This window comes from Microbacterium sp. (assembly GCF_036566905.1).
Classification (GTDB): domain Bacteria; phylum Actinomycetota; class Actinomycetes; order Actinomycetales; family Microbacteriaceae; genus Microbacterium.
This window is the reverse complement of sequence record NZ_DATCVK010000007.1, coordinates 21,265-35,424: the sequence shown is the minus strand read 5'-3', so window position 1 is coordinate 35,424 and position 14,160 is coordinate 21,265. Positions and strand designations below refer to the sequence as shown.

The window sequence follows — 14,160 nt, the reverse complement described above, 5'->3', positions numbered from 1 at the left end:
CGACGCGGCGGAAGGCGCAGCTGCCGGCGCAGCGGGGGTCGCGCCCAGTCGGCCCAGCTCCCGCTCGATCGACTCGAGCAGCGAGTGCACCTGCGCCGTCGCCATGCGGGCGAACTGACGGGCGCGGACCACGTCGTCGGGCGATGCCGGGCCCGCGGCGGCGAGGTCGTCGGTCGCGAACGCGAGGGAGGGGGAGCGATCCGCGGTCCAGGGCTCGGCGGCCCGCGGACTCTCGGGGCCCGCGATCGCGGCGGCGATCTGTCCGGGGTGGGCTGCGGCCTGCTTCTCGATGGAATGGGCGACGTGCTGCGCCCGCTCGATGATCTCGCGGTACTGCTTGCGGGCCGTCTCGATGAGGTCCTTCGCGTACGACTCGGCCTCGGCGACCGCGTCGTCGGCGATGCGCTGGGCACTGCTGAGGAGAAGGACGGCGCGGCTGGAGATCTCACCCTCCTCGGTCGTGACGCCGCTGGCGGTCAGCGCCTGGTTGTCGCGCCACGCGACCTCGAGGGCATCGGCCGCGGCCGCCAGCAGCGCGTGGACCTCGCTGCGGGCGTAGCCGCCGCGCTCGTCCGCGAAGGAGACTCCGCGGAGCAGTTCCGGGGTGATGGATACGGATTCGGTGGCGGTCATGTTCGTGTCTGCCCTCTACTGGATTCCCCGCATGACGCCCGGCTGAACGAGTTCCGGGGAGACTGCCTCATCGCCGGTGATGCTGGGTTGCTGGGTGAACGGGTCTTCGTACTTCTCGCTGCGGATGCGGTGCGCGTCGAGTCCGGCGCGACGCAGGACGGCGGTGGTGTGCTCGACCATGCGCGGCGAGCCGCAGACCATCGCGAGACGGTCGTCCCACGGCCCGTCGGCGGCGGCCAGATCGCCGATCAGTCCCCGTGGTCCGGGGAACGACGGGTCGTCCGACACCGCGTACCGGATGCTCAGCCAGCCCGCTTCGGCATAGCGCTCGAGTTCCGGCTTCGCGTAGAACCCCCACGGATGCCGCACGCCGTGGTACAGCGCGACGCGGGGACCGCTTCCGCGCGCCGCGTGGCGCCCGGCCACCTGGTCGAGCACCGCGAGCAGTGGGGCGAGCCCGGTGCCGCCGCCGATCAGCAGCAGGTCGGGCCACTCGCTGTCGAAGCGGAGGGTCAGCAGCTCGCCGATGGGCGGGCCGAGCCGCACCCTGTCGCCCGGCTTGACGTCGCGCAGCAGCGCCCCGCTGACCTGGCCGCCGGCGACGAGCTGCACGTGGAAGGTCATCGTGCCGTCGGCGCGAGGCGCGTGGGTCGGCGACAGGTATCGCCACTGGCGCGGTCGCTGCGGGATCTCGACGGCGAGCGACTGACCGGCCTGGAACCGGTACCTGTCGTCGGGCCGGATCGTCACGGTCCCGACATCCATCCCCCGCCGTTCCGTCGCGATCACCTCGCCGGCCCAGGTCGCGGGCTCGGACTCGACCGCCTCCGCCGCGGTGATCATGGTCGTCGCGATCAGGCCGTAGGCCTCGGCCCAGTCGGCCGCGAGCTCAGGGGTCCACGCGGCGCCGAGGAAGTGCTTCAAGGTTGCGAGCAGCGAAGCGCCCACGGCCGGGTAGTGGCCGGCGATGGTGCCGAACTTGCGGTGATCGCGGCCGAGATCCTCGATGTATCCGACGACGTCGCCGACGTGGTCGACGTTGCTGACCATGTGACCGAGCGCCTTGACGAGCCGGTCGCGCTGGGCGGCCATGGCGACGGGGAACAGATCACGGGTCTCGGGGTGGGCGAGGAAGAGGTGCGCATAGAAGTACCCGGGTACCGCGTCCCCGTGAGCCGCGACCTGAGCCCAGGTCCGCTTGAGCGCTACCGCATCCACCTGTGTCGTGTCCCATCCATCGGCCAGTCGGTACCGGCCGACGCTAGCGCGTTACAGATGTATCTGCAAAGCATTCACCTGTAAGTGCAGCCGCATATCATGGATGCGTGCAGCGCTGGTTCTGACGGCGCGTCACGGGTCGGGGGGCCTCATGACTGTGTTGTTGAGCAACGGAACCGTCTTCGTCGAAGAGGGGCTCCGCGAGCAGGCCGCCGAGCTCGTGCGGCGCACCGAAGACCTGGGCACACGCGATTTCGCTTTGGTGGCCGGCGACGGCTCCCGCGTCGGCGTCCCGGCGGACGTGAGCGCGTTCCTCGTCCACGTCCTGAGGGGGCTCGCCCGCGGATCCGTGTCGGTGACCACCCTTCCCGAGGAGTTGACGACCACGGTGGCGGCGGAGCTGGTCGGCGTCTCGCGGCCGACCCTGATGAAGCTGGTGCGCAACGGCGAGCTGCCTGCCCGGCAGGTGGGAAGCCACACACGGCTGCGCACCGAGGATGTCCTGGCGCTGCGCCGGACGCGCGCGCAGGATCGACGCGCGGCCCTCGACGCCCTGCGAGAGCTGGATGAGGAGTTCGAAGCGGACCGATAGGCGACGCCGGGTAGCCTGACCTGGTGCTGCAACGGGTATTCGTCGACGCCGACGTCCTCGCCGCGCGCATTCCCTTCGAATGGCTGGCGCTCCTCCGCGACGAGACCGGCGCTTTTCAGTTGCACTCCTGCACCGCGGTCGTGACCGACGCGGTCCGGATCTGGCGGGAGCGGGACCCGGCCGCCCGCGGAGCCTCGGCGGAGCGGCGACGTGATCTCCTCGTGGCGGCGCTCGACGAGCTGGTCGACACGCACGTGGACGTCGATACCGACGCGCTGGATTCTGACGGTGCGAGGGCACACGAGGTCGCCGTGAGGAGCGGCGCCGACATCCTGCTCTCGTCGCGCGCCCGAGAGATCGCGGACGCCGACGTCCTGCCGTTCGAGCTCTCCACACCCGACGATCTCCTCTGCCTCGTGGATGACCTCGCCGGCGCCGCTGTCCGCAACGTGGCCCTGGAGCAGGCTCGCCGCGGCGGCGGCGCTGCACCCGGCGCCGTCGAGCCTCTCACTCACGCGCTCATCGCAGCCGGCTGCCCCGGCTTCGCCGAGCGAGTGCGTGCACATCTGCGCACCTCGGGAGCCTAGGCGGCTGCGGCGGATTCAGCCCCGCGTCGCCCACCAGTCGCGGAGGCGCCGCTCCGCCTCGTCCGGTCCGACGACACCTTCGTCGAGGCGCAGGTCCAGCAGGAACCGGTACGCCTCGCCGACCTCGCGACCCGGTGGGATGCCGAGCACCTCCTGGATGCGGTTGCCGTCCAGCTCGGGGCGGATCGAGGCGAGCTCTTCTTGGGCGGCGAGTTCGGTGATGCGCCGTTCGATGTCGTCGTAGGCGCGGGCGAGGCGCGTGGCCTTCTTGACGTTGCGCGTCGTCACGTCGGCGCGGGTGAGGATGTGCAGGCGCTCGAGCTCGGCATCGGCGTCCCGCACGTAGCGACGCACCGCGGAGTCGGTCCAGGCACCCTCGGAATACCCGAAGAAGCGCAGGTGCAGCTCGATCAGCCGGCTGACCGTGGAGATCGTGGCGGAGTCGAAGCGCAGCTCCTGCAGCCGCTTGCGGGCGAGGCGCGCGCCCTTGATGTCATGGTGGTAGAAGGTCACCCCGCCGCCCGGCTCGAGCCGTCTCGTCGCCGGCTTGCCGATGTCGTGCAGCAGCGCGGCGAGCCGCAGCGGCACGTCGGGCGCGGCATCCGGGTTCCGCGTCTTCTCGAGATCGATGGCCTGGCGCAGCACGGTCAGCGAGTGCTCGTAGACGTCCTTGTGGTGGTGATGCTCGTCGACCTCGAGCTGCAGCGCGGGGATCTCGGGGAGGAACTCGCCCATCAGCCCGGTATCGACCAGCAGCCGGATGCCGCGCACCGGGTCGTCGGTGCTGAGGAGCTTGACCAGCTCGGCCTGGATCCGCTCGGGGCTCACGATCTCGAGGGTGCGACGCAGCTCGGCCATGGCCGCCTCGGTGGCGGGATCGACGTCGAAGCCCAGCTGCGCGGCGAAGCGCGCGGCACGCAGCATACGCAGGGGGTCGTCGCCGAAGCTGACCGCGGGGTCCGCGGGCGTCCGCAGGATGCCGTGCAGCAGGTCTTCGACGCCCCCGGTCGGGTCGACCAGGGTCTGCCCGGGCACCCGCAGCGCCATGGCGTTGACGGTGAAGTCGCGGCGCACGAGGTCGCCTTCGATGGTGTCGCCGAACTCGACCGTGGGCTTGCGGGTGACCCCGTCGTAGCTGTCCGCCCGGTAGGTCGTGATCTCCACCTGCTCGCCGCGGACGCGGGCCCCGATGGTGCCGAACGCGCGCCCGATGTCCCACTGCGCCGTGGAGACCGGCTTCACGATCTTCAGGATGTCGTCCGGGCGGGCATCCGTGGTGAAGTCGAGGTCGTTCGTGCGGCGGCCGAGGAGCGCATCGCGCACGGGACCGCCCACGATCGCGAGGTCGAAGCCGGCGTCGGCGAAGGCGCGCGCGAGCGTCGCTACTACGGGGGACTCGGCGAGCGCGCCGAGGCGCACAATGCCCTCGGCCATGTTGAGCATGGGTTCCAGCCTACCCAGCGGCCGACGTCACTCCGCGAGCCGCAGGAACCCGGTGAAAGCGAGCTCGCGGACACGGGGAAGGAGGTCGGCGCGCAGCGCTGCGGCGTCGACCTCGAGCAGGTCGGCGATCGCATCGACGAGCACTCCGACCGGCAGGTCGCCGTCGCATGCTCCGACGAGTGCGGCCAGACCCGGGTCCACGCCCAGAGCACGGCCGAAGCCACCGCCCTGCCGGAGCTCGATGACCGTGGGGTCCTCGGCGCCCGGCAGATGGTGCCGCGCCTCGGTGACGTCCGGAGCCACGACGAAGACGGATGCCGCGAGCCCGACGTCGTCGACTCCCGCCAGGCGGTCGTGCGCATCGAGGGCGGCTGCCAGGTGAGCGCCGAGCCCTTCGCCGGCGAGCGCGGTGTGCAGCGACTCGTAGCGCGACAGCGTAGGCGCACCCTCGGCCGGACGCCTCAGCAGCAGGTAACCGAAGCCGACCTCGGTCACTCCGCGCGCCGCGAAGTCGTCGAGCCACGCGTCGACCAGTCGCGCGAAACCCGGCGTCCCGGCGAGGGTGCCGCCGTCGCGCACCCACAGCTCGGCATACGACAGCGGGTCGAGGCTCTCGCGCTCGACCACCCAGGCATCCAGCGGAACCATCGACGACTCGACCCAGCCGCGCACGCGCTCGAGGCCGGGCACGCCGTCGCGGGTCTCCCAGTTGCCGAGCAGCTGCGCCACTCCGCCCGGCGCGAGATGCGCGCCCACGCCCCTCACGAACGCGGCTACGACGTCGTCGCCGACCATGCCGCCGTCACGGTACTCATAGGCCGGCACATCGGCGACCCGCGGCGTGATGACGAACGGCGGATTCGACACGATCCGGTCGAACTGCTCGCCCGCGACCGGGTCGAAGAGGCTCCCGAGTCGCACCTCGATGCCATCGATGCCGTTGAGGAGCGCGTTCAGCCGCGTGAAGCCGAGAGCGCGCGCCGAGATGTCGGTCGCGACGACGTTCGCCGTATGCGCGCGGGCGCGCAGCGCCTGGATCCCGCAGCCTGCGCCGATGTCGAGCCCGCGCCGGGCGGGCGTCGGCAGCTGCAGGCCGGCGAGCGTCAGCGACGCGCCGCCGACTCCCAGCACGTGGTCCTCGGGAAGCGGTCCGCCGAGAGCGGCCTCGTCGAGGTCGCTCGCGATCCACCACTGTCCGGATCCCGAGGCGTCGGCATACGACTGCGGCCGCACCACCGCGAGCGGGCGCACCTCGCCGTCGGCGACCGTCGCGAGGCCCAGTCGCGCGAGCCCCTCCGCCCCGGCGCGCACCAGCGCCCGGTCGACGGATGCCGCGGCCTGCGGCATCCCGAGCACCAGCAGTCTGCCCAGCACGGCCAGCGCGTCGTCGCGGTCGCCGAGCGCGCGCGACGCCGGGGACCGCAGCCCGCGTGCGATGGCGTCGTCCGCCGCGGCGCCCCACGCGTCCCGGAGGGCCTCTGCGGTGAATCCGGCGTCGCGCAGATCGCCGGCGAGGTCACGACAGAGGCGGGTATCCGGTTCGGGGAGCACGGGTCCATTCAACCGCGCCGGCAAACCTGCGGGGAGCAGACCGGGCGTCGACGGCCTGCCCGGCTCGGCGTCGGGCGGGCTCGGAGGCGCTCACCGTAGAATCGCACTCGATCGTGCGGTCAGGCCATCGCACAGGAGCGAACCCCCGACAGGATGATCGTGACCCCACCGCGAGCCCCGCAGCGCCCCGCGCGCCGCGCCCCGCGTTTCGTGACCGCCGCCGTCGCGGCGGTGGCGGTGGTCGCCGGGCTGCTGCTTCCTGCTGCCGCGATGGCGGCGAGCCCCGAGCCGTCTCCGAGCCCCACGGCCAGCATCCCGGTGGGCACCACGGTGTTCACTCTGTCGCCGCAGGCCGACGGCATCGTGCGTCCCGGCGATGCGCTGAGCGTCTCGATCTCGCTCCAGAACGGGACGGATGCCGCAGTCACTCCGTCGACGGTGACCCTGTCGCTCGGCAGGACACCGCTCGCCGACCGCGACGCACTCGACGCCTGGCTCGACGGCACGGCCTCGACCGTGGCCCTCGAGCCGGTCGCCTCGGACGCCCTCGGTGCCGTCGCGCCCGGCTCGTCCCAGGTGCGGGGCATGACCGTCGCGGCCGACGACCCGGCCCTCATCGGTCTCGCGCCGGGCGTGTACCCGCTTGCCGCGTCGTACGAGGGCGACTCCGGCACGGTGAGGTCGACCAGCGCCATGATCGTCCCGGCCGACGACGCCACGGACGTCGGCATCGGGGTGATCGTGCCGATCAGCGCCGGCGCGCGGAACGAAGGGCTCCTCACCGCAGAGCAGCTGGCCGAGCTCACGGCGCCCGATGGCGACCTGACCAATCAGCTCGACGCCGTCACCGGCACGTCGGCCATCCTCGCGGTGGATCCCGCCGTGCCCGCCGCGATCCGCGTGCTCGGCACGTCGGCGCCGGAATCCGCACTCGAGTGGCTCAGCCGGCTCGAGAGCATCCAGAACTCCCGTTTCGCGCTCCAGTTCGGCGACGCCGATGTCACGGCCCAGCTGCAGGCGGGCCTGCCGCAGCCGCTCGCCCCGACGTCGTTGACCGCGTACATGTCGCCGTCGAACTTCGCTGCGCCCACCCCCACTCCGACGCCCACCCCGACTCCTTCGGGCACGCCGACCGCGACGCCGACACCCCAGCCCACTGACGCACTGCCCAGCACCGATGCCCTCCTCGCCGTCGGACCGGCCACCCGCCCGGGGGTCTACTGGCCGGCCGACGGCACGGCTGACACCGACATCGTGACGCGACTCGGCGATCTCGGCAGCGACGGCGCCCCCACCGCAACCGTGATCCCCTCGGCGACGACCGAGGCCGGCGCCGAAGGTCGCACGGTCTCGGCACACGGTCAGGTCGCCGACGCCGAGGTGCTCGTCTACGACAGCGACGTCTCGTCGGCCCTCGATGCGGCGTCCCAGAGCGAGGTGCCCTGGCTTCGCGGAGCGCCGCTGACCTCCGCCACCGCCTACCTCGCCTTCGCCGCAGCCGCGGCCGACGGCCCGCTCCTCGTGACGGTCGGGCGCGGCGACGGACGCTCGCGCGTGGCACTCGGCGCCGCCATCTCGACCGCCCTGTCGGCTCCCAACGTCACTGCCCGCACCATCGCGACGATCGCCGCCAGCGAGCCGCGCGAGGTCGAGCTGGCGGGCACCGAGGCCTCTGCCGAGCGGGCGGCGACGGCATCCGCTCTCGTCGGCGAAGAAGGCGAGCTCGCGCGGTTCGCGACGATCCTCGATCAGCCGTCGCTGCTCACCGGGCCGGAGCGCGCCGACATCCTGCAGCTGCTCGGCGTCCCCTGGATCGGCGACGACACGTGGCCGACGGCGCTCGCCGACCACCGCACTGAAACGGCCGACACGCTCACCTCCGTCGCGTTGCTGCCGACCAGCCCGAGCGATCTGTACGGCTCGAACGCCGCCCTTCGGTTCTGGGTGCGCAACGATCTGCCCTACCCGGTCAACCTGGTGCTCTACACGACCCGTGACAACCTCCGCCTCGACGTGCAGAGCGAGACCCCCGTGGTCGCGACGCCCCAGAGCAACACGCGGGTCGAGGTGCCGGTGCAGGCGAGGGTCGGGCGCGGCGACGTGACACTGACCCTCCAGCTGCGCAGCCCCGCCTTCGTCGCGATCGGCCAGCCCGAGTCGGTCGACGTGAACGTCTACGCCGATTGGGAGGCCGCCGGCATCACCGCACTCGCCGTGCTCGTCGGCGCCCTTCTCGTGATCGGCATCGTGCGGACCGTGCTGCGCATGCGCCGCCGGCGCCGGGGAGCGGATGCCGGGGGCCCGGGCACGGGCGAGGGCGCTGCGGTCGGCGGTGCTGAGGCCGATGAAGAGGCAGCGGTGTCCGACGACGCCCGGGCCGATGGCGAGGCGGCGGTGTCCGACGACGCTGCGGTCGACGGCGAGGCCACGACCGGCGGCGAGATCGCGGCCGACGAGATTGCGGTGGACCCGACTGCGCGAGACGGTGAGACCGCGGACGACCCTGCTTCGAGCGACGGGCCGCGACGATGAGCGGCATCGGGCGCGCGAGCGTTCTCATCGGCGCCGGCACGATCGTCTCACGCCTGACCGGGTTCCTCCGCGCGGTCGTGCTGGTGTCGGCGGTGGGCGCGACCACCGCAGGCGGCAACGCCTTCGCGATTGCGAATCAACTTCCCAACAACATCTACGCGATCATCTCGACCGGACTGCTGAGCGCCGTGGTCGTGCCGCAGATCGTCAAGGCCGCTGCTCATGACGACGGGGGGCGCGCCTTCGTCTCGAAGCTGTTCACGCTGGGCACCGTCGTTCTCCTGGGAACGGCCGTGCTCGCCACTGTCGCGGCCCCCTGGCTGGTGGCGCTCTACGCGCCGGGATACCCGCCGCAGCAGCAGGCGCTGGCGACCGCGTTCGCCTACTGGTGTCTGCCGCAGATCCTGTTCTACGGCCTGTTCGCCCTCGTCGGCGAATCACTCAACGCCCGCCGTGTCTATGGCCCGTACACGTGGGCGCCGATCGTCAACAACATCGTGTCGATCGCCGGCTTCCTCGCGTTCATCTGGCTCTTCGGTCCCGCGGGGTCCTCGACACAGTGGACTCCCGAAATGGTCGCCGTGCTAGCGGGCACAGCCACGCTCGGCATCGTGGTGCAGACAGGGATCCTCTTCGCCTTCTGGCGCCGGACCGGTCTGCACATCCGTCCCGACTTCGGGTGGAGGGGCGTCGGACTCGGGCAGATCGGCAAGCTCGCCGGCTGGACGTTCCTGATGGTCGCTGCCGGCCAGCTCGCAGGTCTCGTCCAGTCGCAGGTGATGTCCGAGATCCCGAAGAGCGACCCGGGCGTCTTCGTCGCGCAGAACGCCTGGCTTCTCTTCATGCTCCCCTACTCGATCATCGTGCTGTCGATCGGCACCCCCTACTTCACGCAGCTCAGCGAACACGCCGCGGCGGGGCGTGACCAAGAGGTGCGCGGCGACATCGGCCGAAGCATCCGCACCCTCGGACTGTTCGTGGTCGGGGCGACGGCTGCGCTGGCCGTCGCCGCGGTCCCGGCTTCGCGCATCTTCACCAACAGCCCCGAGGAAGCGGTCGATGCCGCAGGTGTTCTGCTGTGCTACCTCGTCAGCCTCATCCCGCTCGCGGTGCTCTTCGTGGTTCAGCGGAGCTTCTACGCGTACGACGACACCCGCACCCCGTTCTTCTTCACCATCATCCAGTGCGCCCTTGTGGTGCTGACCGCGTGGGGCGCGCTCTGGGCCTTCCACGAAGGCGTTCTCCCCGCGGGTCAGCTCGTCGCCGCCGTCGCACTCGGCCAGTCGTTCTCCAGTGTTGTGCAGGTGATCGTCGCCACGTGGCTGCTGCAGCGACGACTGGGCGGGCTGCGCGTGGGCTCATGGCTGCTCGCCCTGGGCCGTTTCGCCCTCGCCGCGGTGCCGGCGGCGGCTGTCGGTTGGTTCATGTTCCAGCTCCTCGGCGGCGTCGACGGATGGACCGTCTCCGACAAGCTGCTGGGTGCACTCGGCGCCGCCATCATCGGCGTGGTCGTGCTGCTGGTGTACGTCGGCTTCCTCGCGTTGCTGCGCGCGCCCGAGCTAGAGGTCGCGAGAGGCCTCATGCGGCGCCTTCTTCCCGGCCGCCGCTGAGCCTGCCTCCACGTCTGCCCGGAACAGGCGCGGGGGACAAGGCACGGAATGCCGCGCGGTTACCATGTGTTGAGGCATCCGAGGCCATCGCGTCCGTCGCGGAACGCTTCGCAAGGCTTCACGAGGAAAGGTGCGCACGTGCGTCAGGTCATCATCATCGGCTCCGGTCCCGCGGGTTACACGGCGGCGATCTATGCCGCTCGCGCGAACCTGAACCCGCTCGTCGTGGCCAGTTCGGTCGAGGCCGGCGGTGAGCTGATGAACACCACCGAGGTCGAGAACTTCCCCGGGTTCCCTGAGGCCATCATGGGCCCGGATCTGATGGCGAAGATGCAGGAGCAGGCCGAGCGGTTCGGCGCCGAGGTGCTCTACGACGACGTCGTCGGGCTCGACATCGACGGTCCGGTCAAGAAGGTCACGCTCGGCAGCGGCGGCAGCCACGAGGCCGACGCGGTCATCTTCGCCACCGGTTCCGCGCCGCGCAAGATCGGCATCGAGGGCGAGTCCCGGCTGTCCGGTCGCGGTGTCTCGTACTGCGCGACCTGCGACGGGTTCTTCTTCCGTGAGCGCGTGATCGCGGTCGTCGGCGGCGGCGACTCGGCGATGGAGGAGGCGACGTTCCTCACCAAGTTCGCGTCGAAGGTGTACGTGATCCACCGCCGTGACGAGCTGCGCGCCTCGAAGATCATGCAGGAGCGGGCGTTCAAGAACGAGAAGATCGAGTTCGTCTGGAACAGCGAGGTCGTCGACATCCTCGGTGAGGACGCCGTCAACGGCATCGTGCTGAAGGACACCGTCGACGGGTCGACGCGCGAGCTCCCGCTGGACGGCGTGTTCGTCGCCATCGGCTACGACCCCCGCACGCACCTGGTGCACCACAAGCTCGACCTCACGCCTGAGGGCACCGTGTGGGTGGACGGCCGCTCCTCACGCACCTCGGTGCCGGGTGTGTTCGCCGCCGGCGACGTCATCGACCCCACGTACCGCCAGGCGGTCACCGCCGCGGGCAGCGGTACGGTCGCCGCACTCGACCTCGAGCACTACTTGGCCGCACTCGGCGAGGCGGGGGATCCGGACGTCTCGGGCGACCAGATCGCCGGCCTGCCCGAGGTGAGCACGGTCTGACCGTCCGCGGCGTCGCGACACGCCCGGGAACAATCCCCCTGCCGGTGCTGTTGACACAACCGACAGACTTCCATCGAAGGAGAAACACAGATGACCGCCAAGGCGACGACCTCCGCCACGTTCGAGCAGGACGTGCTCCAGGCCGAGGGTCCGGTGCTCGTGGACTTCTGGGCGGAGTGGTGCGGCCCGTGTCGCATGGTCTCGCCCGTCCTCGACCAGATCCAGTCGGAGCACCCCGACAAGATCACCATCCTCAAGCTCAACGTGGATGAGAACCCCGATCTCGCGATGAAGTACCAGATCACGTCGATCCCCGCGATGAAGGTGTTCAACAAGGGCGCAGTCGAGACCACGATCATCGGCGCCAAGCCGAAGTTCGCGCTCGAGAAGGACCTCGCCGCCTACATCGGCTGAGGCCACACCCACTTTTCACGAAACCCCGCCGGCACCGCCGGCGGGGTTTTGTGCTGCTCATCCGGTCTTTCAGACGTATTCCCTTGATGGCATCCGACTCACGCCGCATTTTCTCGTCGTTCGATGTCGATCTGCGCGAGGCTTGTTCGACGCACAGAGTGAAGGGGCCACTCGGGCCCTCGAAACCGGGCCCAGCCCCGACAGAAGGGAAACCTCATGCGTTACATGCTCATCATGCAGGTCGGTGCCGAGGCGGCAGCGGCGTTCGACCCCGAGACATACGACATGGCAGAGGCGTACGCCGCCATGGGCGCCTACAACGAAGAGCTCCAGAAGGCCGGCGTCTTCCTCAGCGCCGAGGGCCTCTCAGACGCGGCGGAGGGCTTCCGCGTCGATTTCGATTCCGTGCCCCCGGCCGTGACCGATGGGCCGTTCGCCGAGGCGCGCGAGGTGTTCACGGGCTTCTGGATCATCGAGGTGTCGTCGCGCGAAGAGGCCTCGCACTGGGCGAGCAAGTGCCCGCTGGGTCCGGGAACCGCGCTCGAGGTTCGGCGTGTGAACGAGATCAGCGACTTCGACCAGAGCGACGAGTGGGTCGCCAAGGAGCAGGAGTGGCGCGCCGCCAACTCGTGACCGGGAGCCTCAGCTCGCCTCCGCACGCACCGTCGGGTCCCACCGGCGGTGCGTGTTGGCATCGCCCAGCAGCGACCACACCGCCTTCGTCAGCGGGGGATACTCCAGCGCGATCTGCCGCAGCACCCGGTAGTGGCGGCTGGCGTTCGGACGGGATCCGCCATCTGCGGCGATGTTCTCCGCACGCAGCAGGTACACGACGAGCTCGTCGACCGTCGGCAGCTCGTCCATGAACTCCCATGGGTCTTCGCCGGCTCGCAGCCGCTCGTGCACCAGCACCGAAAGCTCGTCTGCGGCCTCCGCGCGCAGCAGCTCCAGGCTCGCTCGCCGCCGCAGGGTGTGCTCCTCGTTCGCCACCAATCCAGGGTACGTTGCGATTCCGACACCGGGGGTCACCCCGCCTACGCTGAGAGCATGACCTCCGACGACGGGCATTCACGGCGCGTCGTCGAGGCGGTGTGGCGTGACGAGTCCGCACGCATCGTCTCGGCGCTGACCCGCCACACGGGGGATTTCTCGTGGGCGGAGGATCTCGCGCAGGAAGCGCTCGTCGAAGCTCTCGCGAACTGGCCGGTCAGCGGCATCCCCGACAATCCCGGTGCATGGCTCATGTCGGTGGCCAAGCGGCGCGCGATCGACGGATGGCGTCGACGCGAGCGGCTGACGCAGCGAGAGCCCCTCTTCGTCACGGAGGCGCTGCGCGCGGAGTCGCTCGACACCGTGCCCGACCACGCCGACCCCGACCGGATCGACGACGACGTGCTGCGACTGGTGTTCGTCGCCTGCCACCCCGTCCTTCCCGCACAGGCCCGTCTCGCTCTGACCCTGCGCACCGTCGCCGGCCTCACGACCGAGCAGATTGCGCGTGCCCTTCTCATGACGGTGCCGACGGTGCAGCAGCGAATCGTCCGCGCCAAGCGATCACTCGCCGACGAGGGCGTACCCTTCGAGGTCCCGGACCGCGCGGAGCGACCGACGCGCCTCGCGAGCGTGCTCCAGGTGATCTACCTCCTCTTCACCGAGGGGTACTCGGCGACCGAGGGGGAGGGGCTGCTGCGTCCCGATGTGGCGCGCGAAGCGGTGCGGCTCGGCCGTCAACTCGCGGCGCTGATGCCTCGGGAGCCCGAGATCTGGTCACTCATCGCACTGATGGAGTTCCAGTCGTCGCGGTTCCGCGCGCGCATCGACGCGGACGGTCTGCCCCTCACCCTTGAACAACAGGACCGCCGCCGGTGGGATCGTTCGGCGATTTCCCGCGGCAATGAAGCGATCGCGCGGGCGGTGCCTGACGCACGCACCGTCGCGGGCTTCGGCGCCGCGGGTGCCTCCGTCGGGCGAGGCATCGGATACTACGGCCTGCAGGCGGCCATCGCACAGTGCCATGCAGTGGCTCCCACCTTCGCCGACACGGATTGGGAGCGCATCCTCCGGCTGTACGACGCGCTCGACGTCCTCGCTCCGTCGGCCGTCGTCCGACTCAACCGCGCCGTCGCCCTGTCGATGGCAGAGGGCCCGGAAGAAGCCCTCGCCGAGGTCGACGCACTCGCGTCCGAGCTGTCGGGCTTCCGCCCGCTGCCGGCGGTCCGAGCCGAACTGCTCGAGCGCCTCGGGCACACGGATGCCGCCGCCGCGGCGTTCCTCGAGGCCGCCGCTCTTCCGGGCAACGACGCCGAGACGGCGCTCCTCCGGCGTCGTGCGGCGCAAGCCGAGTCTTCCGCGCGACCCGCCTCGTAGTCGACTGCGGATCCGACAACCCGTTGTCCTTGCGACGTCAGCGCTCAAGCGAACGTGTCGCTGACGTGCTGGCGCCCGCTCTCCCTGG

The 14,160-nt window shown here is 70.8% G+C and carries 13 protein-coding genes; 8 read left to right on the top strand and 5 right to left on the bottom strand.

Going from position 1 to position 14,160, the window contains the following annotated elements; all coding sequences use genetic code 11:
* On the bottom strand, positions 1-633 hold a 633-nt coding region (locus VIP82_RS01030; protein ID WP_331905445.1), incomplete at its 3' end, for a DivIVA domain-containing protein.
* Between the two features lie 15 nt (positions 634-648).
* Positions 649-1,851, bottom strand: a complete 1,203-nt coding sequence (locus VIP82_RS01025; protein ID WP_331905444.1) for a globin domain-containing protein — start codon at positions 1,849-1,851, stop codon at positions 649-651.
* 163 nt (positions 1,852-2,014) lie between these two features.
* On the opposite strand from VIP82_RS01025, the gene VIP82_RS01020 reads away from it, so the two are divergent.
* Both VIP82_RS01020 and VIP82_RS01015 read left to right on the top strand, forming a co-directional pair.
* Complete coding sequence (locus VIP82_RS01020) at positions 2,015-2,443, top strand: helix-turn-helix domain-containing protein (protein ID WP_331905443.1); 429 nt, start codon at positions 2,015-2,017, stop codon at positions 2,441-2,443.
* 23 nt (positions 2,444-2,466) lie between these two features.
* Positions 2,467-3,030: a hypothetical protein gene (locus VIP82_RS01015; protein ID WP_331905442.1), complete on the top strand. Its 564-nt coding sequence runs from the start codon at positions 2,467-2,469 to the stop codon at positions 3,028-3,030.
* 15 nt (positions 3,031-3,045) lie between these two features.
* Here the strand turns inward: VIP82_RS01015 and VIP82_RS01010 are convergent, their stop codons facing one another.
* On the bottom strand, positions 3,046-4,473 hold the full coding sequence (locus VIP82_RS01010; protein WP_331905441.1) for a CCA tRNA nucleotidyltransferase: 1,428 nt from the start codon (positions 4,471-4,473) through the stop codon (positions 3,046-3,048).
* Between the two features lie 27 nt (positions 4,474-4,500).
* Entirely contained in the window at positions 4,501-6,024 is a 1,524-nt protein-coding gene (locus VIP82_RS01005; protein ID WP_331905440.1) for a DUF7059 domain-containing protein, read from the bottom strand.
* A 159-nt stretch (positions 6,025-6,183) separates the two neighbouring features.
* Between VIP82_RS01005 and VIP82_RS01000 the strand changes: the two genes are divergently transcribed.
* From VIP82_RS01000 to VIP82_RS00980, 5 genes are all read left to right on the top strand, one after another.
* Complete coding sequence (locus tag VIP82_RS01000) at positions 6,184-8,556, top strand: DUF6049 family protein (RefSeq protein ID WP_331905439.1); 2,373 nt, start codon at positions 6,184-6,186, stop codon at positions 8,554-8,556.
* Positions 8,553-10,166, top strand: coding sequence for a murein biosynthesis integral membrane protein MurJ (gene murJ / locus VIP82_RS00995; protein ID WP_331905438.1), 1,614 nt, complete (start codon positions 8,553-8,555; stop codon positions 10,164-10,166). The genes VIP82_RS01000 and murJ overlap by 4 nt, the downstream gene beginning before the upstream one ends.
* 138 nt (positions 10,167-10,304) lie before the next feature.
* Positions 10,305-11,291: a thioredoxin-disulfide reductase gene (gene trxB / locus VIP82_RS00990; RefSeq protein WP_331905437.1), complete on the top strand. Its 987-nt coding sequence runs from the start codon at positions 10,305-10,307 to the stop codon at positions 11,289-11,291.
* 90 nt (positions 11,292-11,381) lie between these two features.
* On the top strand, positions 11,382-11,705 hold the full coding sequence (gene trxA / locus VIP82_RS00985; RefSeq protein WP_163616257.1) for a thioredoxin: 324 nt from the start codon (positions 11,382-11,384) through the stop codon (positions 11,703-11,705).
* Positions 11,706-11,921: 216 nt separating this feature from the next.
* Positions 11,922-12,338 carry a YciI family protein gene (locus VIP82_RS00980; RefSeq protein ID WP_331905436.1) on the top strand — a complete coding sequence of 139 codons (417 nt, stop codon included), beginning with the start codon at positions 11,922-11,924 and terminating at the stop codon, positions 12,336-12,338.
* A 9-nt stretch (positions 12,339-12,347) separates the two neighbouring features.
* Here the strand turns inward: VIP82_RS00980 and VIP82_RS00975 are convergent, their stop codons facing one another.
* Positions 12,348-12,695 (bottom strand): tryptophan synthase subunit alpha, encoded by a 348-nt coding sequence (locus VIP82_RS00975; protein ID WP_404909914.1) that lies wholly within the window; start codon positions 12,693-12,695, stop codon positions 12,348-12,350.
* Positions 12,696-12,752: 57 nt separating this feature from the next.
* On the opposite strand from VIP82_RS00975, the gene VIP82_RS00970 reads away from it, so the two are divergent.
* A complete protein-coding gene (locus tag VIP82_RS00970) occupies positions 12,753-14,072 on the top strand; it encodes an RNA polymerase sigma factor (protein WP_331905435.1) in 1,320 nt (439 codons plus the stop codon).
* Positions 14,073-14,160 lie beyond the last annotated feature (88 nt).

Coding starts and splice junctions, on each gene's coding strand:
- VIP82_RS01010 (WP_331905441.1), bottom strand. CDS start 4,473: ATGCTCAACATGGCCGAGGGCATTGTGCGCCTCGGCGCGCTCGCCGAG.
- murJ (WP_331905438.1), top strand. CDS start 8,553: ATGAGCGGCATCGGGCGCGCGAGCGTTCTCATCGGCGCCGGCACGATC.
- trxA (WP_163616257.1), top strand. CDS start 11,382: ATGACCGCCAAGGCGACGACCTCCGCCACGTTCGAGCAGGACGTGCTC.
- VIP82_RS00980 (WP_331905436.1), top strand. CDS start 11,922: ATGCGTTACATGCTCATCATGCAGGTCGGTGCCGAGGCGGCAGCGGCG.
- VIP82_RS00970 (WP_331905435.1), top strand. CDS start 12,753: ATGACCTCCGACGACGGGCATTCACGGCGCGTCGTCGAGGCGGTGTGG.